The 22,258-nt window shown below is 68.1% G+C and carries 20 protein-coding genes; 8 read left to right on the top strand and 12 right to left on the bottom strand.

Annotated features, from left to right (window positions below):
- Positions 1 to 48: 48 nt before the first annotated feature.
- Positions 49 to 987: a non-homologous end-joining DNA ligase gene (gene ligD / locus ACQPYS_RS16495; RefSeq protein ID WP_431937855.1), complete on the bottom strand. Its 939-nt coding sequence runs from the start codon at positions 985 to 987 to the stop codon at positions 49 to 51.
- Positions 988 to 1,620: 633 nt separating this feature from the next.
- Between ligD and ACQPYS_RS16490 the strand changes: the two genes are divergently transcribed.
- The 7 genes from ACQPYS_RS16490 (at position 1,621) to ACQPYS_RS16460 (ending at position 10,227) form a co-directional block, all read left to right on the top strand.
- Positions 1,621 to 2,430 (top strand): PaaX family transcriptional regulator, encoded by an 810-nt coding sequence (locus tag ACQPYS_RS16490; protein WP_218020712.1) that lies wholly within the window; start codon positions 1,621 to 1,623, stop codon positions 2,428 to 2,430.
- Between the two features lie 199 nt (positions 2,431 to 2,629).
- Positions 2,630 to 3,505, top strand: coding sequence for a CapA family protein (locus ACQPYS_RS16485; RefSeq protein WP_433490068.1), 876 nt, complete (start codon positions 2,630 to 2,632; stop codon positions 3,503 to 3,505).
- A 25-nt stretch (positions 3,506 to 3,530) separates the two neighbouring features.
- Positions 3,531 to 4,742 carry a CaiB/BaiF CoA transferase family protein gene (locus ACQPYS_RS16480; RefSeq protein WP_433493063.1) on the top strand — a complete coding sequence of 404 codons (1,212 nt, stop codon included), beginning with the start codon at positions 3,531 to 3,533 and terminating at the stop codon, positions 4,740 to 4,742.
- The gene (locus tag ACQPYS_RS16475) at positions 4,739 to 5,920 is read left to right on the top strand and encodes a 2-hydroxyacyl-CoA dehydratase (RefSeq protein ID WP_433490067.1); all 1,182 of its coding nucleotides are present in this window, start codon (positions 4,739 to 4,741) and stop codon (positions 5,918 to 5,920) included. Before ACQPYS_RS16480 ends, ACQPYS_RS16475 begins: the two co-directional genes overlap by 4 nt.
- Positions 5,917 to 7,179: a 2-hydroxyacyl-CoA dehydratase gene (locus ACQPYS_RS16470; RefSeq protein WP_433490066.1), complete on the top strand. Its 1,263-nt coding sequence runs from the start codon at positions 5,917 to 5,919 to the stop codon at positions 7,177 to 7,179. Before ACQPYS_RS16475 ends, ACQPYS_RS16470 begins: the two co-directional genes overlap by 4 nt.
- A 4-nt stretch (positions 7,180 to 7,183) precedes the next feature.
- Positions 7,184 to 8,407: an MFS transporter gene (locus ACQPYS_RS16465; RefSeq protein ID WP_433490065.1), complete on the top strand. Its 1,224-nt coding sequence runs from the start codon at positions 7,184 to 7,186 to the stop codon at positions 8,405 to 8,407.
- A gap of 53 nt (positions 8,408 to 8,460) precedes the next feature.
- On the top strand, positions 8,461 to 10,227 hold the full coding sequence (locus ACQPYS_RS16460; RefSeq protein ID WP_433490064.1) for a CocE/NonD family hydrolase: 1,767 nt from the start codon (positions 8,461 to 8,463) through the stop codon (positions 10,225 to 10,227).
- Between the two features lie 671 nt (positions 10,228 to 10,898).
- On the opposite strand, the gene ACQPYS_RS16455 is transcribed toward ACQPYS_RS16460, so the two are convergent.
- The 4 genes from ACQPYS_RS16455 to ACQPYS_RS16440 form a co-directional block, all read right to left on the bottom strand.
- Positions 10,899 to 12,458: an acyl-CoA synthetase gene (locus ACQPYS_RS16455; RefSeq protein WP_433490063.1), complete on the bottom strand. Its 1,560-nt coding sequence runs from the start codon at positions 12,456 to 12,458 to the stop codon at positions 10,899 to 10,901.
- Between the two features lie 69 nt (positions 12,459 to 12,527).
- A complete protein-coding gene (couM, locus tag ACQPYS_RS16450) occupies positions 12,528 to 12,992 on the bottom strand; it encodes a p-hydroxycinnamoyl-CoA hydratase (RefSeq protein ID WP_433490062.1) in 465 nt (154 codons plus the stop codon).
- Positions 12,993 to 13,018: 26 nt separating this feature from the next.
- Entirely contained in the window at positions 13,019 to 13,912 is an 894-nt protein-coding gene (gene couO / locus ACQPYS_RS16445; protein WP_431937886.1) for a 4-hydroxyphenyl-beta-ketoacyl-CoA hydrolase, read from the bottom strand.
- 7 nt (positions 13,913 to 13,919) lie between these two features.
- Positions 13,920 to 14,834, bottom strand: coding sequence for an SDR family NAD(P)-dependent oxidoreductase (locus ACQPYS_RS16440; RefSeq protein WP_063034790.1), 915 nt, complete (start codon positions 14,832 to 14,834; stop codon positions 13,920 to 13,922).
- A gap of 110 nt (positions 14,835 to 14,944) precedes the next feature.
- Here ACQPYS_RS16440 and ACQPYS_RS16435 point away from each other — a divergent pair, with 110 nt between their 5' ends.
- Positions 14,945 to 15,382, top strand: coding sequence for a MarR family winged helix-turn-helix transcriptional regulator (locus ACQPYS_RS16435; protein ID WP_063034789.1), 438 nt, complete (start codon positions 14,945 to 14,947; stop codon positions 15,380 to 15,382).
- Between the two features lie 222 nt (positions 15,383 to 15,604).
- On the opposite strand, the gene ACQPYS_RS16430 is transcribed toward ACQPYS_RS16435, so the two are convergent.
- The 7 genes from ACQPYS_RS16430 to pcaH are packed head-to-tail and all read right to left on the bottom strand — an operon-like array spanning position 15,605 to position 22,149.
- A complete protein-coding gene (locus ACQPYS_RS16430; RefSeq protein ID WP_433490061.1) occupies positions 15,605 to 16,117 on the bottom strand; it encodes a nitroreductase/quinone reductase family protein in 513 nt (170 codons plus the stop codon).
- Between the two features lie 52 nt (positions 16,118 to 16,169).
- On the bottom strand, positions 16,170 to 17,381 hold the full coding sequence (locus ACQPYS_RS16425; RefSeq protein ID WP_433490060.1) for an acetyl-CoA C-acetyltransferase: 1,212 nt from the start codon (positions 17,379 to 17,381) through the stop codon (positions 16,170 to 16,172).
- Positions 17,382 to 17,399: 18 nt separating this feature from the next.
- Positions 17,400 to 18,179 (bottom strand): IclR family transcriptional regulator, encoded by a 780-nt coding sequence (locus tag ACQPYS_RS16420; protein ID WP_433490059.1) that lies wholly within the window; start codon positions 18,177 to 18,179, stop codon positions 17,400 to 17,402.
- A complete protein-coding gene (gene pcaD / locus ACQPYS_RS16415) occupies positions 18,176 to 19,408 on the bottom strand; it encodes a 3-oxoadipate enol-lactonase (protein WP_433490058.1) in 1,233 nt (410 codons plus the stop codon). The genes ACQPYS_RS16420 and pcaD overlap by 4 nt, the downstream gene beginning before the upstream one ends.
- Positions 19,409 to 19,444: 36 nt before the next feature.
- The gene (locus ACQPYS_RS16410) at positions 19,445 to 20,803 is read right to left on the bottom strand and encodes a lyase family protein (RefSeq protein WP_433493062.1); all 1,359 of its coding nucleotides are present in this window, start codon (positions 20,801 to 20,803) and stop codon (positions 19,445 to 19,447) included.
- 4 nt (positions 20,804 to 20,807) lie between these two features.
- Positions 20,808 to 21,434, bottom strand: a complete 627-nt coding sequence (gene pcaG / locus ACQPYS_RS16405) for a protocatechuate 3,4-dioxygenase subunit alpha (protein WP_433490057.1) — start codon at positions 21,432 to 21,434, stop codon at positions 20,808 to 20,810.
- Positions 21,427 to 22,149 (bottom strand): protocatechuate 3,4-dioxygenase subunit beta, encoded by a 723-nt coding sequence (gene pcaH / locus ACQPYS_RS16400; protein ID WP_433490056.1) that lies wholly within the window; start codon positions 22,147 to 22,149, stop codon positions 21,427 to 21,429. Before pcaH ends, pcaG begins: the two co-directional genes overlap by 8 nt.
- Positions 22,150 to 22,258 lie beyond the last annotated feature (109 nt).

The following is a 22,258-nucleotide window of genomic DNA, read 5'->3' as shown; positions in this document are numbered from 1 at the left end:
GATACCGCGGCGGCGGTCCGAGTAGATCACGAAACGCGGGACCCGGCATTACTCGGGCATCCCCACCTCGTCCGGGGTCTTGTCGTTGCGCAGTCCCCGCCAGCTCGGATGTCGCAGACCCTCCCCGGTGTACTCGCGGTATTCGATATCGCCGACGAGCACCGGATCCACCCAATGCGGGGCCCCGGGGCGGCCGAAGCGCGCCGGGGTCAAGGGGAACAGCGCCTCCGAGCGGGCGATCTCGTCCAGCCGGGTCCGCAGCGCCCGGCGGGCGGCCGATGTGAAACCGGTACCCACATTGCCGATGTGCACGAGCCGCCCGTCGGCGTCGTGGGCGGCGAGGATCAGCGAGCCGAATGTCGCGCTCGCCGAACCGGTGCCGGCGGTCCAGCCGGCTACGACGGCCTCGGTGGTCTTGCGGATGGGGGTCTTGATCCAGGCCGGGGAGCGGCGGCCGGGATGGTAGGTCGAGTCGAGGCGTTTGGAGATGATGCCTTCCAGCCCGTTGTCCCGTGCCGCGTCGAGTAACCGGTCGGCGGGCGCACCCACCCAGTACGGCGGGGTTTGCAGCGGTGCGCTGTCCAGCGCCAGTGCCTGCAGGCGTTCGCGACGATCGAGGTAGGGCAGGCCGGTCACATCCGCAGCTGCATCGGTGAGGATGTCGAACAGGAACAACTGCACCGGGACCGCACCGATCAGCGCCCGGCTCGGCCGCACGACGTGCATACGGCGCTGTAGCAGGCGGAACGACGGCGCACCGGCGGGGGTCTGCGCGATGATCTCGCCGTCGAGCATCACGTCCCGGCCGCCGAGGCGGCCGGTCAGGGCGGTGACCAGATCGGGATAGGAGCCGGTGATCTCGCGGCGGTTGCGGCTGTAGAGGCGGCAGTCCGCACCCGAGCAGATCACGATGGCACGGACCCCGTCCCATTTCATCTCCACCGCCCAGTCCGGAGTGTCCGGTGGACGGCCCGGGGTGGCGAGCATCGGCGCCGGGACCGCCGCCCGGCCCGCGGGGCTCAGCGGCCGGTGCCGGGGTAGGCGACCACGGCCGCGAGCGCGCTCGGGCGGCACCGGAGTGCCACGGCCCTGTCCCGGCCGCATCGGAATTCGCCCGCCATGCCTACCTCCCGCTCGATTCAGCCGGATAAAGCCGGGTCGGGCGCAGACTACGGCGTGCTCGCGCGGGGGCCGGGCAGACACGCGGGATTCGATTCCGAGTGCGGATCCCCTACACGATGCGTTCGAAAACCGCTGGCGATCCCTGCCCACCGCCGATGCATAGGGTCTCCAGGCCGTAGCGGCCCTCACGGCGGTCCAGTTCGCGCAACGGCAAAGCCCCGACCGGTGACCGGGCACCGCCACGGGAACGAGGCTCGACCTCACCGCTAGTGTCCACCGGGCGCCCGTGACGGAAGGTCGCGGCGAACCACAGCGCAGCCCTGGGCATGTCCGCTTCCGGCGGCTACTCCTGCCTCTGTTCTCGGCGGCCCGGCCAAATGAGCGGATCGCTGCTGTGCCGCGCCGGTGCATGCGGCGGGCTACCGCCGACGGCGGGACATGTATATCGTCATATTTGTGACGAATGCAGAGATTTTAACTGATGATATCGCGTCGTCGGTGAAACCGCAGAGCGTTCTGCTGACCGTTTTGGGGCGCTATGTACTCGATCGCCACGCGATGGTGAGTACGACCAGCCTGATCGATGTGCTCGCCTCCGTCGGTATCGGCGAGCACGCTACCCGCTCCACGCTCAACCGTATGGTCAAACGCGGTCTACTGGATCGGCACCGCGTAGGTCGCCAGGCCTACATGGTGTTGACCGCCCGGTTGACCGAGATCCTGCGGGATGGTCATGTGCGGATCTGGCGTACCGGCGCGGTCGAGGCGAATTGGGACGGTTCGTGGACCATGTTGACCTTCAGTTTCCCGGAATCCTGGCAGCGGCAGCGGCACGATCTGCGGGCGCGGCTGCAGTGGGCGGGCTTCGGGTCGTTGCAGGGTGGCCTGTGGATCGCACCATCGACGACGAATGTCCGGGAGATCCTCGAGGGTGTCGAGGGCGCCGACCGGATCCGTGTTTTCCGCAGTCGTGCCGATGCCGAGACCGATATCCCCGCCATGCTGCGCGATGCCTGGGACGTGGCGGGTATCGCGGCGCTGTACTGCGATTTCCTCGGGCGTTGGGGGGCCACCGACCGCTCTCGGGCGCACGACGCGCTGGCGGTACAGCTTCTGCTGGTGACGGAGTGGCTGGACGTCATCCGCCAGGATCCCCGGTTGCCCGTCGAGCACCTGCCCGCGGACTGGCCCGCGGCTGCGGCGCAGCGCGCATTCCACGCTCTGCACGACCGGCTGGACACGGTCGCCCGGGCGGAGGCCGCGCATCGGCTGGAACTGCGTTCACTGGAACCATCTGTCCTGGAATGAACTTAGTCATTTTGTTGACGGTAGTAGTGAATACGGCTAATGTATGCCAGGTCACATCGGTTGCTCATGGCGGTTCTCGTCACAGGCCCGAAGCGTGCACAGACCCACTGGACACTCATCACGTGAGGGACTCGATGAGACCGACCCGAACACAGGCGTTCGTCGCCATCGTCGCGCTGCTCGCCCTGGCACTCGCCGGATGTACGTCGATCGACGAGAAAACAGCCGAGACCGAGCAGCTGTCCGGGGAGCGAACCTCGCCGCTGCCCGCGAGCCCGCCGTCCACGAGGCGGGCGGGCTGCGGATCGGGGTGCTCAGTTTCAACTGTGTGGGTCCGCGGGATTCGTGGGCGGCGTCGCAGAAGGCGGGCGCGGCATACGTCAAGGTGCTCACCCACTACGAACTCGAATTGGCGACCCCCGGCGGGCCGCCGACGGTCTACACATTCGTGGCGCCGGACAGTCTCGCGCAGATGAAGTCCGATATCCGGGCGTTGCGGGCGGACGTGGACGTCGTGGTCGTCGCTCTGCACAAGGGGATCGGTCATACCCCCGCGGTGCTGGCCGATTACGAATCACCGCTCGCGCAGGCCGCGGTCGACGCCGGTGCCGATATGGTGATCGGGCATCACGCGCACATCATGCGCGGGATCGAAATGTACCGCGGTAAGCCGATCTTCCATGGTCTCGGCAACTTCGTCACTGTGACGCACGCGTTGACCCCCGTCGGCGGTGATTCCGCGGAGCGTCGTGCGTGGGCGGCCCGCCGACAGCAGATGTTCGGGTTCGCGCCGGACCCGGATATGCCCTCTTACCCGTTCCACCCGGAAAGTCGCAATACCGCGATCGCGTCATGCACCTTCGGCCCGCGAGGCATGGTCAGCGCGGGATTCCTGCCCTGCTGGATCGATGACGACGCCCGCCCGATCCCGTTGACACCGGACGATCCGCGCGGCGCAGAGGTCGTCGACTACATCGAAAACATCACCCGGGCAGCAGGTTTCGACACCGAGTTCCAGCGCGGCGGCGATCTGGTGACCGTGGCCGAGCCCGACGTACAGCAAAGGACACCCTGATGCTCAGCGGCCTCTCGAAGGAAAGATCGTGCTCGACCTGACGACGGCGCTGGCGGGCCCGTACGCGACGCTACTGCTCGCCGGACTCGGCGCCCGGGTGATCAAAATCGAGAACCCGGAGCGGGGCGGGGACGCCGCGCGCAACAACTCCCCGTATGTCACCCGCGACGGACTCTCGGTGCGGCGCACCTCCGATGAGGACATGTCGGTCTCGATGCTCGCCCGCGGCCGCAACAAGGAGTCGATCACCCTCGACCTGAAGAACCCGGCCGGCCGGGAGGTGTTCTTCGATCTGGTCGCGCACGCAGATATCGTCGTCGAGAACTACAGCGCCGGTGTCACCACGCGCCTGGGTATCGACCACGCTGCCGTCGCCGCGGTGAACCCGGCGGTGGTCTATACCTCCATCAGCGGGTTCGGCAGCCAAGGTGGTCCGGGCACCGGCAAGGCGATGGATACGATCATCCAGGCCCTCAGCGGGGTCATGATGACAGCCGGAGGCCCCGGCGATCCTCCCGTCCGGTTCGGTCTGCCGATCGGTGATCTGCTCGCCCCACTGTTCGCGGTGATCGGCACCCTGTCGGCGGTGATCCAGGTAGGGCAGACCGGACGCGGCCAGCACGTCGACGTCTCCATGCTGGGCGCGCTCACCTCACTGGTCGCCGCCGAACCCTTCGACGCCTTCGAAATGATCGGGCTCCCCACCCGCACCGGCGATATGGTGCCGCGGCTGGCGCCGTTCGGTATCTTCGCCGCCGCGGACGGGCATTTCGCGATCTGCGGGCCCACCGACCCGTTCGCGCACGGGGTGCTCACCGCGATCGGCCGCGCCGATCTGATCACCGACCCGCGGTTCGAGAAGCGGGACGGCCGGGTGCACCACGCCGACGAACTGCACGCGATGATCGCACAGTGGGCGGCGGACCAACCGGTGGCGAAGGTTATCGCGGAACTCGAGCAGCACGGCGCACCCTGCGCGGAGGTCCGGGCACCGCACGCCGCGGTCCGCGATCCGCTCGTGCGACAGCGCGGCGAGGTGGTGCCGCTGCGCCATCCCAGCTACGACGATATCGTCGAGCTCTGGGGCAGCGGTCTGCCGATCACCATGTCCGACAGCGATACCGGCCTCGACCGGCCCGCGCCCGCCCTGGGTGCGCACAATCACGAGGTACTCGCCGGACTGCTCGGGTACGACTCCGCGCGTATCGCCGCCTTGTCGGAAGGCAAGGTTCTATGAGCCCGGAACCGCCGGGGCCGGCGAATCCTGAGCAACGCGCTGCCGGTGCCCTGGGTTCGCGGGTAGCCGGCGCCACCGATTCCGATCGGCCGGTGATCGGTGTAGTCGGCGGTGACGTGCCGCCCGAGATCATCGAGGCGGCCGGCGGGCAGGCCTACCGGCTGTCCGGCGGCGACCGGCCGGCCGGCGCCGAGGCCGTCCGATTACTCGGCGTCGCAGTGGATTCCGTCGCCCATTCGATTCTCGACGATATCCTCACCGGCGAAGCGGGCTCCCTGCGCGGATTGCTCGTCTCCCGGGATTCACAGGCCGCACTGCGCCTGTTCTACGTGCTTCGGATGCTCGCCCAGCAGGGCCGCGCGGTGCCGGAGGTACACCTCGTCGACCTGCTGCACCTACCGCGGGCATCGACGCGCGACTACAACACCGGTCAGCTCGCGAAACTGGCCGATACCGTCGCCGACTGGACCGGTACCGGCCTCACGCCGGAGAACCTGTACACCGCACGGAAGCTCCGTGCCGAACTCGCGGCGGTGCTGCGAAGGGTGCGCGACCGCCGGGCCGCGGGCGTCGTGACCGGTGCGACCGCGCTGCGCGTGTACACACTCGCTCAGACCCGAGCACCTGCCGACTGCCTGACGGCAGTGAGCGCGGTACTCGACGAGGCCCGGTCACAGCCGGATTCGGATCCCGCGCACGGGTGGATGACCGAGAGGCGGCGCCGGGTCTTCCTCACCGGAAGCACGGTCGACCAGGTTTCGGTGTACGACAGCCTGGAAGCCGCCGGACTGTTCGTAGCCGGTGAGGACCACAACTGGGGTGACCCGGTGGCCGATCTCTGGGATACGCCCGCCGAGGCCACCGATCTGCACACCGCCTACGCCGAGATCGCCGGCCACCGCCTACACGCCGGACCCATGGCCCAGACCTCGGGCCTGGCCGAGCGCGCACGCTACAGCGCGGACCGCGTCCGCCGCTGCGGCGCCTCGGTGGTGCTGTCGGTCGGCCGCCACCACGATCCGGCGCCCGGGTGGGACCGGCCGGGACTGATCCGGGAACTGGGTTCGCACGCCCGCGTGGTGCCACTGCCGGTCGCCGCACACACCTGGTCGGCGCACGAACTCGAGACCGCCGTCGAGTTGCTCACCCGTGAAGATTGCGAGGCTACGGCACGATGAACGCACCGCATTCCGCATTGCCGGACCGATTGGCCGCGGCGACGGCCGCGACGGCGTATCAGAAGCAGTGGTTCGCCCGGATGCGCGCGGAGGTCGCTGCGGGCGCCCCGCTGGCATTGGTGAACGCCGATGCGCCACAGGAGATATTGCGTGCCATGGGGATTCCGTATGTGGTGAACCAGTGGTGGGCCTCGGTGGTTTCGGCCAAGCGGCTCGGTCCGACGGCCCTGCACAATATCGCCGTGCGGGGCTATCCGGACGATTCCCTGCAATACGACGCGATCGGTCTCGGGTCCATGGACCTGTCCGCCGAGGACGCACCGTGGGGTGGCCTACCGCGGCCTCGCTTTGTCATCGCCGAATGCAGCGGCGATGCCACCCGCAAGGTTTTCGACCTGTGGGCCGAACATCCGGACACCGGATTCTTCCCCTTCGAGCGCTCGTCGGCCACCACGACGCCGGACAATTGGTGGGAGCTCGTCGGCCACGACTGGGAACAGGTTTACGCCAGTGACCGTCTCGATCTGATGACCAGCGAGAACTGGCAGCTCGTCGAATTCCTCACCGAGCGCACTGGGCGAAAGTTCGATATCGACCGGCTCGCCGAGGTGATGGCGCTGGTCAACGAACAGGCGGAATGGAACAAGCGGACCCGGGACCTGATCGCCGCCACCCGGCCCACCCCGGTCTCCATCAACGACAGTATTCCCGCGGTGATGATCCCGCAGTGGCATCGCGGGAGTGAATGGGCCCGGAACGCGGCTCGCGAGCTGTACCACGAGGTGGAGGCAGCGGTGCGCGACGGTCACGCGGTATGCCCGGGGGAGCGGGTGCGGTTGATGTGGATCGGCCGCGGTCTCTGGTTCGACCTCGGCCTGTATCAGCGCTTCCAGGAAAAGTACGGCGCGGTGTTCGTCTGGTCGATGTACCTCGCGATCGCGGCCGACGGCTACGCTCGTTACGGGGGCGATCCGATGCGCGCTCTGGCGGCCCGTTTCACAGGTTTCACCGATCAGCTGTACACGCCACCGTGGTCGTCGCAGTGGTACGTGAAAGAAGCTCGGAACCACGGCGTCGACGCAGTGGTGCACCTGGTGGCCGACGATGTACCAGGATCGTCATTCACCACCGAGGCGCTGGAGCACGCCGGTATTCCCGTCCTGGAGATCCGCACCAACAACGCCGATTCCCGGGGCGCCGCCGCAGCGGCACTGGAAACCGCCATCGGCGACTTCCTGCAGCAGCGCGTACTCGACTGAGCTCATGCCCCGCTTCCTGCCGCCACCGCTGCGTCGGCGGAACTTCGTGCTGTACTTCGGCGGCCAGATCTTCGCCAACACCGGTGTGTGGTTCCAGAATCTGGCGTTGAGCCTGTGGATCGTGCAAACCACCGAAAGCGCGCTGGCGCTGTCGCTGGTCGCCGTATGCCAGTTCACCCCGATGCTGGTGCTCTCGGCGCCGGCCGGTGTGGTGGCCGACCGCTTCCGGCCACGCACGATACTCTTCGTCACCACACCGCTCATGGCGCTGTGCGCCGCGGCGCTGGCCGGCGCCGCCGCCACGGGCCACGACGAACTCGTCACGTTGCTGGGGCTCGTGGCGCTGAGCGGGATCGTGCAGGCCTTCGACCGCACCGCGGGGCAGGCGTTCCTCTACGAACTCGTGGGCGCCCGGGAACTGGGCCCGGCGGTATCGTTGAACACCGTCGCGCTGTCCGCAGCCCGTTCATTGGGGCCCGGACTGGCCGGCCTGACCTACGTCGTGGCTGGCGCGCCGATCTGTTTCACGGTCAATGCGCTCACCTACTCCGGCGTACTGCTCGCGCTCTGCGTCATGGACCCGAAAGCGTTCGCGGAGAAGCGGCCTCGCTCCCGCGACGGGGACAAGGGGTCGGTGCGGACGCTGCTGGGTGACCCGGTCCTGTGCAGGCTGTTCGGCACCAATATCGCCGTCACGGTGCTGGCGATGAATTTCATGGTCGTGGTCACCGCCATGGTCACCATCACACTGGCCGGTGATCCGGCACAGCTGGGTGCCGCGCACACACTTAACGCGGTGGGCGCGGTAATCGGTGGACTGATCGTCTCGGCGGTCGCGCACCAGGGAACCCGGGTGGTGGCGACGGCCACGGCGGTGCTCGGTATCTCGCTGGGTTCGGCTGCCCTCGCACCGGACGTGACAGTGTTCCTGCTGGTATCGCCGCTCATCGGCCTCGGCCTGGGTGCGTTCCAGAGTTCGCTGAACAGCACGGTGCAACTGCTGAGTCCTCCCGGGCTGCTCGGGCGGTCCGCCGGGCTGCTCACCATGAGCAGTGTCGGTGTCGCCCCCGTCGGAGCCTTGATCGCCGGCTCGATCATCGACAGTACGTCGGCGCGGGTGGCCCTGCTCGTCGGGACGGTCGCCTGTCTCTTCTGCGGTGCCGTGCTGGCGCGAGGTGGCGACCGGAAGCCGCAGGCCGCGTACGAACACACTCCGCTTCTTCGCTAGCCGCCGCCTCGAGGCGAGAACTGGTGTCGTCATGACAATTCAAGGAGATGAGTATGTCCAGATATCGCTGGGCGATCGCGGGGCTCGTCGGCCTCCTGGTCGTCGCGGGCGCGCTGTTCGCAGTGGTCAGCCGCACGGAGGAAGCCGACACCGCGCAGGCCGGTTTCGCCGATTACACGCCTGGTACGCAGTACACCGAGGCGATCACCGAAACCTTCTATCTACCGATGGCCGATGGCACGCGCCTGGCGATGCTGCTGTCGCGGCCCGCCACCGACGGGCGGGCGGCCGAAGGCCGCTTCCCGGCGATCTGGCATCACAAGCTCGATATCTACCCCAGCCCCAAAGACGGTGTGGGACCGCGGGAGGCCGGCTATTCGAACCTCACCGCCTTGACCGAACACGGCTATGTGATCGCCCAGGTCGCGCGGCGCGGTAACGGTCAATCGTTCGGTGTCCGGCGCGGTTACCACGACCGCGTCGAGGCACAGGACGCCTACGACGTCACCGAATGGCTGGCCACCCAACCCTGGTCGAACGGGCAGGTCGGCATCTACGGTTGCTCGAACACCGGCGATGCGGCCATGCACGCGGTCTCGATGCGGCCCCCGCATCTGAAGGCGGCCTTCGCCGGCTGCTTCTCCTGGAACAAGTTCGACGCGATGCGGCGGGGCGGGATCGCGGCCCAATGGGGTTACGGGCCCACTCGGACGGTGGCCGATGATATGCAGGTCACGCCCGTGGCCGGCGATGAGGACAAGACGCTGCTGCGCCAGGCCGCCGAAGAACATCAGAAATCGACCCCGCTGGCGAAGATGTGGGCCGGGATGCCGTATCGCGACGACTTCTCCCCGCTGGTCGCCTCCCGGTTCTGGGCGGAAGGCAGCCTGAGCACCTACGCGGCCCAGATCCGCGAATCGCAGATCCCGCTCTATATCGTGGGCGGCTGGCGCGACGAGTTCCGGGACCAGGGAATCATCACCGCACTCAACACCTCCGGATCGAAACTGCTGATCGGACCGTGGCTGCACTGTGAGAACCCCGGCCTCGCCCTCGTCCAGGAGGCGCACCGTTTCTTCGACGAACATCTGAAAGGCATCGATACGGGACTCGACGAAGCTCCGCCCATCCGCTACGCCACGGTCTCCGATATCGGCAATCCCACCGGCGCGATCGACTGGCGGGAGACACAGGCCTGGCCGCCCACCGAGTCCGGCCGCACCGATTTCTCCCTCGGCGCCGACGGGGTACTCGGCTCGCAGGCCACCGGCAGCCGGACGTTCACCGTGAACACCGCGGTCGAATGTCCCGAGGCCGGCTCGGGAGCGACCATCCAGCCGTGTCACACCGGTGGTGAGGGAACGTCGTACACGAGTCCGCCTCTCACCCGGGATACCGAGGTGACCGGTACCCCGCTCGCGGATCTGACCGTCCGGGTCGACCGTCCCGACGCCCATACCTTCGCCTACGTCGAGGATGTGGCGCCGGACGGCACGGTGTCAGTGGTCACTGAGGGCCGGCTCGCCGCCTCGTTGCGTGCGGAAAGCGAAGCGCCGTACGCGCTACCCCCCGGGGTTCCGTATCACCGCTCCTACCGGGAGGACGCCCGTTTGCTCACTCCCGGGGTGGCCGCGCGCCTGCGGTTCGACATCCTTCCCCTGTCGTATGTGTTCCGCGAAGGACATCGGATGCAGCTCACGGTCACCGGCTACGACCACCGGGAGAGCATCCCGCTGCCCGATGCCCACGGGTCGACGATCGAGGTCGTGACCGACCCGGCGCAACCGTCGCTGGTGCAGCTGCCTGTCGTGAACCCCTGATCATCACCCCCGTCCATCCCAAGGAGATCGACCGTGAGATTCTCCCGGAGCGCCGCACTATTGCGCGCATTCGCTATGGCCGGTGGGCTTGCGACCGCCTGCGGAACCCGAGCAGAGGACGCCCGCCCGCGCATCGGCCGTCGATGCCCGAGACGACTATCACCCCACCGTCCGCGAGCCGACCACGGGCCTGGACGGGCACGCCGTGTTCCGGTCCGCGGATCTCACACTGTCTCCCGACGACACTCTCGCGCGCCCGGCCCGGCCGACCGAAGCGATCGACTCGACCACCGACTCCGATACCGGTGGTGCCCAGCTCGGCGGTAAGGCCGATAGCGGCAAGATCGGCATGATGGGCACCTCATGTGGCGGTGTGGAAGCCCTGGGCGAGTCCTGCGGCCTGTGCACCCGGCCCACCTGGACAGTGCGGACCAAGAATCGCTGCCCCGGCAATGCGAACGGCCGGATCTTCCCTCATATCGAGATCCGGCCGTTCGGCCCCCGGCAGGTCGCCACCGTTAGCTGTTCATCCGGTCAGCAGCACACGGTCGCCCTGGATCGAACAGTCGAACGGAAACCCCGGGGCCGCACAGATCTCCGAGAGATACTCCCTCGATCTGTTCGTACACGGTGTGGGCACGGTCGGTGACCTGTCCGTCGCCGGGGTGCGTTCAGTCGTCGGCCCCGTCCGCCGGCGATCGGGCATCGCCTTGTGGGTAGTGGGAACGCAGGATGTCCTTGCGGATCTTCCCGGTCGCATTGCGGGGGATCTCGTCGAGCACCAGGGTCGACTTCGGGATCTTGTACTTGGCCAGGCGAGGTGTGAGGAACTCGACCAGTCGCTCGTGGTCGATATCGGTTCCGGGAGTGAGAGTGATGGCCGCGCAGCCGGTCTCGCCCCATTTCCGGTCGGGCACGCCGAACACGGCGCAGCCCGTCACGCCGGGCATCTCGAGTATCGCGGCCTCGACCTCGGCGGGGTAGATGTTCTCGCCGCCGGAGATGATCATGTCCTTCAGACGGTCCACGATCGATACGAAACCGTCCGAATCGGCCGTGCCCACATCACCGGAGCGGAACCATCGGCCGTCGGCGAACGCGTCGGTAGTGGCCTGCGGGTTGTTCCAGTAGTCGCGCATGACATTCGGTCCCGAGATCTGGATTTCGCCGCGCTCGCCGGGGGCCACGTTTCGGCCGTCCGCGTCGACAATCCGGACGTCGGTGAAGAAGTGCGGAACTCCGGCGGTGCCGAGTTTGCGTTCGGCATTGTCGGGGATGAGCACGAGGGTTCCGGGGCCGGCCTCGGTGAGCCCGTAGCCCTGGCACATCTTCACGCCGCGTTCGGTGTAGGTGCGCAGGGTCCGGGGCGGTACCGGGGCTGCACCGACGAGGATTCGGCGGACCCCCGACAGATCGGTGCCTGCCCAGCGGTCGTGTGCGGTCATCTGATCGAGCATGGTCGGTACGGCGAATGCGTAGGTGATGCGGTCGTGTTCGAGCACCTCGAGCACCCGGCCGGCGTCGAAGCCCGGTTCGATGAGCACGTTCCCGCCCTTGAGCAGGGTCGGCAGGGCGACCATGTCCAGGGCGGCGGTATGGAACAGTGGGGCGCAGACGAGGGCGATCTCGTCGCTGTGCAGGTCCAGATCGATAACCGCGTTCATCACCGCGAAGACGATATTGCCGTGGGTGAGCACGACACCCTTCGGTCGCCCGGTGGTGCCGGAGGTGTACATGATGAAGCAGGGGTCTTCGTGGCCGACCGGTTCGTCGATGCGGCTCGCGTCGGATGCGGCGAGCAGTTCTTCGTAACCAGGTGCGCCGTGGTCGTCCGGCCCGTCGAGGACCACGCGCCCGCCCAGATCGACGGCCCGCGCCGGGCCCGTCGCGATATCGGCCGTCGCGGTGGAGTGGATCAGTACCGACGCGCCGCAATCCCGCAGCGCGTACTCGATTTCGGCGGCGGTCAGCCTGGCGTTGAGCGGAACGAAGGTGGCGCCCAGCAGTCCCGCGGCGAACAGCGCTTCGAGATAGGCCGGGTGGTTCGCGCTGAGCAGCGCCACCCGGTTGCCCGAACCGACACCCAGGCCGCGCAGGCCGTGGGCCAACCGCGTGACACGGTCGTCGAGTTCACGGTAGGTCGTGGTCCGGCCGCCGAAGGTGAGTGCGACCTGGTCGGGGGACAGGCGGGCGCGCCGCAGCGGCCAGGAACCGATGCCCTCGTTGCGCATGGAACTCCTTCGATGGAAAGCCGGAGGCGCAGGGCGGCCCGCGCCTCCGGTGTGCGGGAGCGGGCGGGGCTACTCGAAGAAGCGGTACACGGCCTCGACGACCACGGCCGGGCGCTCGGCGCCCTCGAGTTCGATCAGGGCGTCGACGGTCACCTGCAGACCATTTTTCGGTAGCTCCTCGGCCTTCTTCAAAGTGGCCTGCAGCCGCACGCGACCGTTCGCGGGTACCGGGTTGGTGAAGCGCACCTTGTTCAGGCCGTAATTGACTGCCATGGTGACACTGTCGACCTTCAAGACCTCGTCCCACATCGGGATGATCAGCGAGAGCGTCAGGTAGCCGTGGGCGATCGGCCCGCCGAAGGGGCTTTCCGCCTCCGCGCGCTCGGGATCGACGTGAATCCACTGGTGGTCGTCGGTAGCGTCGGCGAATGTATCGATGCGTTGCTGCGGGATCTCGATCCAGGAGCTCGTGCCGAGCGACTGCCCCTCGAGTGCCGCGAGTTCGGCCAGTGTGGCGACGCGGGTGGTGGTCATGGTGTCTCCTGTGGGTTCGGGAAGAATCAGCGTTCGATATGGAGTGCGCGCAGCGCGTTCTCCTTGAAGATCAGCGGCCGGACCTCCGGCTTGATCTCGAGTTTCGCGAAGTCGGTCATCCAGCGGTCCACCTGGATCACGGGGAAATCGGAGCCGAAGAGCACTTTCGATTTCAGCATCGAATTCGCGGCCCGCACGAGTTGCGGCGGAAAATATTTCGGTGACCAGCCGGACAGGTCGATATAGACATTGGCCTTGTGCGTGGCGATCGCGATCTGGGAATCCACCCATGGCACCGCGGGGTGCGCCATGATCAGCGTGAGGTCAGGAAAGTCGGCGGCCACGTCGTCGAGCAGCATCGGGTCGGAGTACCGCAGCTTGATGCCGTGCCCGCCCGGCAGACCGGCGCCGATACCGGTCTGGCCGGTGTGGAAGAGGACGGGCACACCGGCCTCTGTCAGTGCCTCGTACAGGGGATAGAAGGCCCGATCGTTGGGTTCGAATGCCTGCATGCTGGGGTGGAACTTGAACCCCTTCACCCCGAATTCGTCGACGAGGCGGCGTGCGCGGCGCACCGCCGCCCGGCCCTGCCACGGGTCGACGGACCCGAACGGGATCAGGACGTCATTGTGGGCAGCGGCCTTCTCGGCGATCTCCTCGACCGAGTTGGGCGAGTGCCCACTGCCGGACTGCGCGTCGACGGTGAACACCACGGCGGCCATGTTCCGCCGCCGGTAGTGCTCGGCGATCGAGTCGATGGTGGGCGTGCGGTCCTCGCCGGACTTGAAGTATTTCTCCGATGCCGCCATGAGCTCGTCGTCGAGGGAACGGTGCCCACATCCGTCGACCTCGACATGGGTGTGGATATCGATCGCTTCGATACGGTCGAAGTCGATGGCGTACTCGTAGCGCGTCGTCATCGCCGCATCACTTTCCGCCACCGGTCAGTTCGGCGGGGAATTCCTCGCCGACCGATTCGCGGTGTTCGGACAGGTTCGGCCATTCGGCGGCGAGGTCCTCGGCGGACCAGCCGTTGTCGTGGTAGCTGATACCGCTGAGCTGGGGGTGGGTCCAGAGGGCGACGCGGTCACCGCCGATGGCGAAGGCTTGACCGGTGATATCGGCGGCTTCGTCGCTCGCCAGGAAGGTGATGATCCCGGCAGCGTCGTCGGCGGTGCCCAGGCCGATGTCGCGCCGCAGCAGGGCGGGCAGCGTGCCCGTCTTTTTCGCCGACTCGATATGGGGTCGGAAGATCGGCATGGTCTCGGTCATCGCGGTCGCCGCGACCGGGCAGACCGCGTTCGCGGTGATGCCGGCGCGCTGCAGTTCCATCGACCAGGTGCGGACCATACCGACGATGGCGGCCTTGGCGCCGGAGTAGCTCGTCTGGCCGAAGTTGCCCCGTTGGCCGGCGGGAGAGCCGATGCAGATGATGCGGCCGCCCGCGCCCTGCGCACGGAAGCGCAGCACCGCCTCGCGAACACAGGTGAAGGTGCCACGCAGATGCACGGTGTTCACCGCGTCGAACGCCTCGTCGCTCGTCTTCCACACCACGGCGTCGCGGAGGATGCCGGCATTGGTGACCATGATGTCGAGTCGGCCGAATTCCTCGACCGCTGTCGCCACCAATTGCTGCGCCGTCTCGGTGGGCCCGACCGGGGCGACCACCGCGACCGTACGGCCACCGAGTGCGCGGATCTCGGCGACCGCCTTGTCGGCGGTTTCTTTGTCGACGTCATTGATCACGACGGCAGCGCCGTGGCGCGCGAGATCCTTCGCGTAGGCGAGGCCGAGGCCACGTCCGCTGCCGGTGACGACCGCCACCTTGTTGCTCAAATCCACTTCGGCTCCTTCGAGAGAGTTGCTCATCACAAGTAAACATCCATCATTGAGAAAGTCAATCATTTATTTCTGCTACTGTGTTCCCGGGCAGGGTGCGAACAGGAGGGCAGATGTCTCGATCACGGCAGGTGCAACTGGCCGAAGACCTCGGTTTTCTGCTGTCCCGGGCCGGCGGATTGGTAGCCGGACAGGTGAACCGAGCGCTCGCCCCCGTCGACCTCAAGGTGCGTCCCTACTCGGTCCTCATCCTCGCCTGTGAACAGGCCGAGGGGGTCAATCAGCGAAGTGTCGCGGCGACGTTGGGCCTGGACCCCAGCCAGATCGTTGCGCTGATCGACGATCTCGAACGACGCGGCCTCGTCGAGCGGGTCGCCGACGCCGCGGACCGGCGCAATAAACTGATCGTGGCCACCGACGCCGGCCGTGAGCTGCTGGAACAGGCGCACCGCAGGGCCGACGAAGTGCACGAACGACTCTTCGGCGGGCTGCCCGCCGGTGTCGTGAACAGTTTGAAAGAGGCATTGCGCGCAGTGGTTCTCAACGAGTGACCCGTACCGCGAGTGTTGCCGTACCGGCTCGCGGTACGGCCGTACCACCATGAGTCGTCCCGCGACGGCGATAACCGCGCCCGCCGTTCTCCGCGAAAAAGAGCGGGTGGCCGGCAAGACGAGGATGGTCTGTGTAGGCCGTTCGAATTCGCCCCGGCTCGTACTCGACCTTCAAGAAATCCCCGGTGTCGGCTCGGAGCGGCGGTCAGTGCCTGGAAGCGCTCAGCCGTCGCTGTCGAGGGACAGCACGACCAGCGGTATGGGCCGGTCGATCTTGGACTGGAAGTCTGCCAGCAGGGGGTTGTTGGCCAGTACCCAGGCCGCGAACTCGTCGTAGTCCGCCCCTTCGAGCACCGTGCCGGTCGCCTGGTAGGTCTTGTCCCGGAGCTCGATGGTGACCCGCGGATTCACTCTGATGTTGTACCACCAGGCCGGGTACTTGTCCTCGATGAACGAGCTCACGTACATGGTGTCGTCCCGGTACAGGGGCCCCAGCGGAGTCGTGTGCTGCTTGCCACTCCTGGCTCCCGTGGTGGTGAGCAGGATGAGGTCCCCGCCCGCGTAGGCGCCGCCCACCCTGCCCGAGTTCTCCCGGAACTCCTTGATCACATCATCGTTCCAGTCGGCGATACCGCCCTCCTGGTCCCAGGCCTGGTTCCACGGCGCGTTCGGATCGTTGTAGTCGGTGATGTCGGCCTGCTCCGGCTGTCCCGTGATCGAGTCGGTTTCGCTCATGGTTCGAGTGTTTCGTGGATTCAGGACAGCTATCGTCCTGAACGACCCGGGCCTAGACGATGCGTTCGAAAACGGCTGCGAGCCCTTGTCCACCGCCGATACACATGGTTTCCAAGGCGTAGCGGCCCTCGCGGCGGTCCAGTTCGCGCAGCAGGGTGGCGAGGATGCGGGCCCCGGTAGCGCCCACCGGGTGGCCCAGTGAGATACCCGAGCCGTTGGGGTTGAGGCGTTCGTCGTCGGGTTCGATCTTCCAGTTGCGCAGAACCGCGAGGGTCTGCGCGGCGAAGGCTTCGTTGAGTTCGATGACCGACATGTCGTCGAGCGAGAGATCCATTCTCGCCAATGCCTTTTCGGTCGCGGGAACCGGTCCGATGCCCATGGTGCGTGGTGGTACTCCGGCGACGGCCCAGGAAGCGAGACGGGCGAGTGGCCGCAGGCCCAGGGTGCGGGCGCGCGCGGCGGTGGTGACGATACACAGCGCGGCCCCGTCGTTCTGACCGCTGGCGTTACCGGCGGTCACGGTCGCGTCGGGATCGACACCGCCGCGGATCGGGCGCAATTTCGCCAGGGCTTCCACAGTGGTGTCGGCCCGGGGATGTTCGTCGGTGTCGATGAGTATCGGGTCCGATCTCCGCTGCGGCACCGCCACCCCGACGATCTCGTCGGCGAACCGGCCGGCCCGCTGGGCCGCGACGGCCCGCTGGTGTGACTGCACCGCCAGCGCGTCCTGATCCGCGCGGCCGATGGAGTATTCGGCGCGCAGATTCTCCGCGGTTTCGATCATGCCGCCGGGGACCGGGAAATTGCTGCCGCCCGCGCTGACCCGGGCCCGGGCCAGCCGGTCGTTCAGGGCGATACCCTCGCCCCTGACGCCCCAGCGCATATCGGTGGCGTAGAACTCCGCCCGGCTCATGGATTCCGTACCGCCGGCCAGCACCAGATCGCTGCCGCCGGTGGCGACCTGCATACACGCCTGCAACACGGCCTGCAGTCCAGACCCGCAGCGTCGGTCCACCTGCAGGCCGGGCACCTCGACCCCGAGCCCGGCGTCGAGTGCCGCGACCCGGCCGATCGCGGGCGCCTCGCCGTTGGGGGAGGCCTGGCCGAGGACGACGTCGTCGATCTGGTCCGCGGACAGGCCGGTGCGCTGGAGGAGTTCGGTGATCAGGCCGGCGGCCAGGGTTTCCGGGGCGACATCCTTGAACACCCCACCGAACCGGCCCACCGGGGTGCGCAGGGGTTCGCAGATGACGGCGTCGATCATGGCATTCCTTCGTGGTGCTCAGGCGCGGTTCTGGACCTGCGCGAGATCGGTGCTGATGGCCGCGGCCGTGGCGAGCAGCGGGGGCAGCAGGTCGGTCCGTACGCGCTCGGCGGTGTAGCGGGCGGCGTGGGTGGAGATGTTCAGCGCGGCACACACCGTGCCGGTGTGGTCGCGGATGGGGGCGGCCATCGAGCGCAACCCCTGCTCGAGTTCCTGGTCGACCAGGCAGTAGCCGGATTCTCGGGTGCGGCGTACCTGTTCACGCAGTTCGTCGGCGGTGAGGACGGTGCGGTCGGTGAGCGGGGTGAGGGTGACTTTCGCCAGATATTCCTCGAACGCCGCCGCGGAGAGTCCGGCCAGCAGTACCCGGCCCATCGAGGTGCTGTAGGCGGGGAAGCGGGTGCCGATGGTGATCGAGACGGTCATGATGCGACTGACCGGTACCCGGGCCACATACACGATGTCCTCGCCGTCGAGGATGGAGACCGAGGTCGATTCGTGCACCTGGTTGGCCAGGCTTTCCAGATGAGGTCCCGCGACCTCGGGCAGGCTCAGACTCGACAGATAGCTGTAGCCGAGTTCCAGTACGCGGGGGGTGAGCCAGAACAGCGAGCTGTCGGTGCGCACATAGCCCAGTTCCACCAGGGTCAGCAGGAAGCGGCGCGCGGTCGCCCGGGTCAGGTCGGTGGCCTTGGCGACCTCGCTGAGTGTGCGCCGGGGATGGCCGGCGTCGAAGGAGCGGATCACGGCGAGGCCGCGGCCCAGCGACTGCACGTAGTCCGGTGAGGGTTCGGTCATGGTCGGTGTATTTCCTCGTCGGCGGGTCCGGCCGCGGTGTCGTCGGCCGGGCGGGACCCGACACCGTCGGCCAGCGCCGCCTTGCCGAGTCCGAAGGCGAGGTTACTGTTCGGCACACCCGCGTAGACCGCGGTGTGCAGGAATACCTCGGCGAGCTCGGCCGGCTCGATGCCGGCCCGCAGTGCCGCGCGGATATGCATATCGAGCTCATGGGTGTTGCCCACGGCGGTGAGCACGGCGAGGGTGAGCAGCCGCCGGGTGTGCTGATCCAGGCCGGGTCGGCTCCAGACATCGCCCCAGGCGGTGCGGGTGATGAAATCCTGGAACGGCTCGGTGAATTCGGTGGTTCCGGCGACGGCGCGGTCGACATGGGCGTCGCCGAGCACCGCGCGCCGCACCCGCATCCCCTGCTCGAATGCCGCGGCACGTTCGCGCCGGTCGGCGATATGCGCGGTGATCAGCGCCGAGACCTGTCCGGCCTGTTCGACATTGGCCAGGTGAGCGGCGGGATCGAGCACGTGCAGTACGGAATTCGCGATTCCGTCGGCGAGGCTCCGCATATCGCCGGGGGTGGTGGCCGGGTCCTGGGCGCCCGCGATCACCAGGGTGGGTGCGGTGATCCGGGCGAGATCGGGGCGCCCGTCCCAGTGCGCGAGGGCGGCACAACAGGCGGCATAGCCCGCGTCCGGTGTCGCGGCGACCATCGCCCGGCTGCGGGCGACGAGCTCGGGGTCACGGGTGGTGAGACCGGTGGTGAACCAGCGGCCCACCACGGCCTCGGCGAGAGATCCGGTGCCCGCGGCGCGTACTGCGGCCGCCCGGTCGAGCCAGTCCTGCGGGGTGCCGAATTTCGCGGCTGTGCAGAGCAGGGTCAAGGTGCGGACCCGGGTGGGATGGTAGGCGGCGATCCGCTGGGCGACCGCACCGCCGAGCGATAACCCGATCAGGTGCACCGCGTCGCGGCCCACCCGGTCCAGCAGCGCGAGGACATCACCGGCGAGTTCGGCGATGGTGTAATCACCTGCCGGAACCGGGGATTCGCCGTGCCCGCGCAGCTCGACGGCGAGTACCTCGTGGCCGGCGGCCAGCGCGGCGATCTGCGGGTCCCACATCGACCGGTTCGAACCGAGCGAGCCCAGCAGGACGACGGTCGGCGCGTCCCCGGTGGGGCCGAAGGCCTGGTAGGAGAGTTCGACGCTCGTGGTCGGTTTCGCTGCGGTCGACGCCATATCACCTTTTCCGTTCGGTTCGTTCTCGGTCGCGGGTCACTGTGGCCCGGTGGCTTGGTCGGTGTCCGGCCCGCCGGTCTCGTCACCGCGTTCGTCGAGTACCCGCGTGACGAAATCGGCTGCGTGGCCCAGATATCCGGCGGGGTCCAGCAGTTCCCGGACCCGGTCGGCACCCAGGAATTCGACGATCTCGGGATCGCTGTCCAATGCCGGTGGGTCGGCGGTGGCCGCGGCGGTGACGATCTCGCGCGCCCGTTCGGTGTGCTCGGAGAGCGCCGCGGTCACTCGTTCGGCCAGCAGCAATCCGCCGGTGACGGCGAGATTGCGCGACATCGCCGTGGGATCGACCCGCAGCCCGGCCAGGCTCTGGGCCAGCCGGTGGGCGGCGCCGCCGGTCAGGCGGAGCAAGTCGGTGACGGTTTCCCATTCGGCGTGCCAGGCTCCGGCGGCACGCTGCATTTCGTGGTCCATCGCGCCGAGCGCGGTCGCGACCAGCCCGGGGACGCGCCGGGCCGCGGCGCGTGCGGTGATCGCGGCCACCGAGTTCCGCTTATGGGGCATCGCCGACGAACCACCGGGCAAATCCTCGCTCACCTCATTGATTTCGGTAGCGGACAGCGTCACGATATCGGTGGCGACCTTGCTCACCGCACCGGCGGCCACGCCCAAGGCGGTGGCGAGTTCGGCGAGGGGTGTGCGGTCGGTGTGCCACGGCACCCGCTGCGGCGCCAGCCCCAATTCCGCCGCGAGCGCGTCGGCCACCGCCGGACCGTGCGGGTACAGCGCGGCGAGGGTCCCCGCGGCACCGCCGAACTGGACCGGCAGGTCGGCCAGCGCGGCGGTGACCGAGCCCGCCGCCCGGTCGAGTGCGACGCACCAGCCGGCCGCCAGCGCACCGAAGGTGGTGGGCAGTGCCTGTTGACCGAGGGTGCGCGCGGCCATCGGGGTGTCCCGGTGGCCGCGGGCCAGGGTCGCGGCGGAGTCCGCCGCGGCGCGCAGGTCGTCCACGATCAGCGTCCCGGCCTGCTGGGCCAGCAGTGCCAGGGCGTTGTCGAGGATGTCCTGGCTGGTGGCGCCCTTGTGGACGGCCGCCGGGGGCACGTGCGCCGCCGCGCAGGCCCGGCGCAGTTCGCCGACGAGCGGAATGACCGGGTTACCGCCGGTCACCGCGGCACCGCCGAGCTGCTCCGGGTCCAGTCGTCCGGCCAACTCCGGTCCCGCCGCGTCGATGGCGTTCGCGTATTCCTCGTCGAGCACCCCGGTGGCGGCCTGGGCGCGGGCCAGCGCGCACTCGACCTGGATCAGTGCGGTGATCCAGGCGCGGTCGGACAGGGCGGCGCCGAGTTCGGCCGCCCCGAAAAGCGGATCGAACAGCTCTCCACGCGGCACTCGGATCCTCCTAGAAGTGGAAGAACGGCGTCTCGGCGCCGTCCGGATCGGCGTCCTGTACGACGATGTCGAGGTGGTAGCCCTCGGCGGTGGCGCGGGCGATCAGCTTGTTCCGCTGGGGCGCGGGCAGCGCAGCCAGAACAGGATCGGCGGCATTGGCGGACTCTTCGTCGGCGAAGTAGAGCCGGGTGACCAGCCGGTTGAGCATGCCGCGCGCGAAAATCGACACGTTCAGATGCGGCGCTTCGGTTTCCCCGTCGCCGCCGGTGAGGGCTCCGGGTTTCACCGTGGTGAACCGGACGGTACCGGTCGCGTCGGCGGGGCAGCGGCCGAAACCGCGGAAAGCGGGGTCGGTCTGCGGGCGCGGGTCGTCCGGATGCTCGAATACGCCGTCGCGATTGGCCTGCCAGACCTCCACGAGCGCGTCCGCGACCGGGGTCCGGGCCCCGTCGCTCACCGTCACTGTGACGGTGATGGCGCCGTCCGTGCCGGGGGCGACCACATCGGGGCCGTCCGGCCAGGGGAGTCCGATATGGAGGAAGGGGCCCACGGTCTGTGACGGGGTGGGGCCGAACTCCACCGTGGTGAAATCGCCGGTGGTCACCGGATAGCGGGGGGCGAAATCGGTGTCATTCATCGTGGTCGTCGTCCTCCTCGAACGGGGTCGCGTCGCGGCCGCGTAGCACGATGTCGAACCGGTAGCCCACCGCCCAGTTGTCGGTGGTGGCCTCGTAGTCGAATGTGCTCACCATGCGCTGGCGGGCGCCGTCGGGGACCGAGTTGTAGATCGGGTCCTGGAAGAACATCGGGTCGTCCGGAAAGTACATCTGGGTCACCAGGCGCTGGGTGAAGGCGCGCCCGAACAGCGAGAAATGGATATGGGCGGGGCGCCACGCATTGTGGTGGTTGCGCCACGGATAGATGCCCGGCTTGATCGTGGTGAACGAGTAGTGACCGTCGCGGTCGGTGAGTGCCCGGCCGACGCCGTCGAAATGCGGGTCCAGCGGGGCCGGCCACTGGTCGCCCTGGTGCCGGTAGCGCCCGGCGGCATTGGCCTGCCAGACCTCGACCAATGTGTTCGGTACCGGTTTGCGGTCGCTGTCGAGGACGCGGCCGTGGACGACGATACGCTGCCCGGCCGCCTCGCCACCACGGGCCAGTGTCAGATCGGCGTCCGCCTCGGTGATCCGGCCTTCGCCGAGCACCGGACCGGTGAGTTCGCCGAGTCGCTGGGGGAGCAGGATCAGCGGCTGTTTCGGGTGGCGGAGGGCGGTGGTGCGGTAATCGGCGAAGTCGAGCGGTGCTTCCTCGTCCTTGTCGATACCGCGGTACCGCGGGGGCAATTGGAGCATGCGCGACCTCACGTTCGGGATGTGGACATTGCTACGGGATGCGAACAGCATAGGACCCGGCTCGGACCGGATCAATGACCGTGCGCGAGGTTCACTATACGCACATGAG

It is taken from the genome of Nocardia grenadensis (assembly GCF_050942415.1).
Lineage (GTDB): Bacteria > Actinomycetota > Actinomycetes > Mycobacteriales > Mycobacteriaceae > Nocardia > Nocardia grenadensis.
This window is presented reverse-complemented; position numbering and strand designations above follow the sequence as displayed.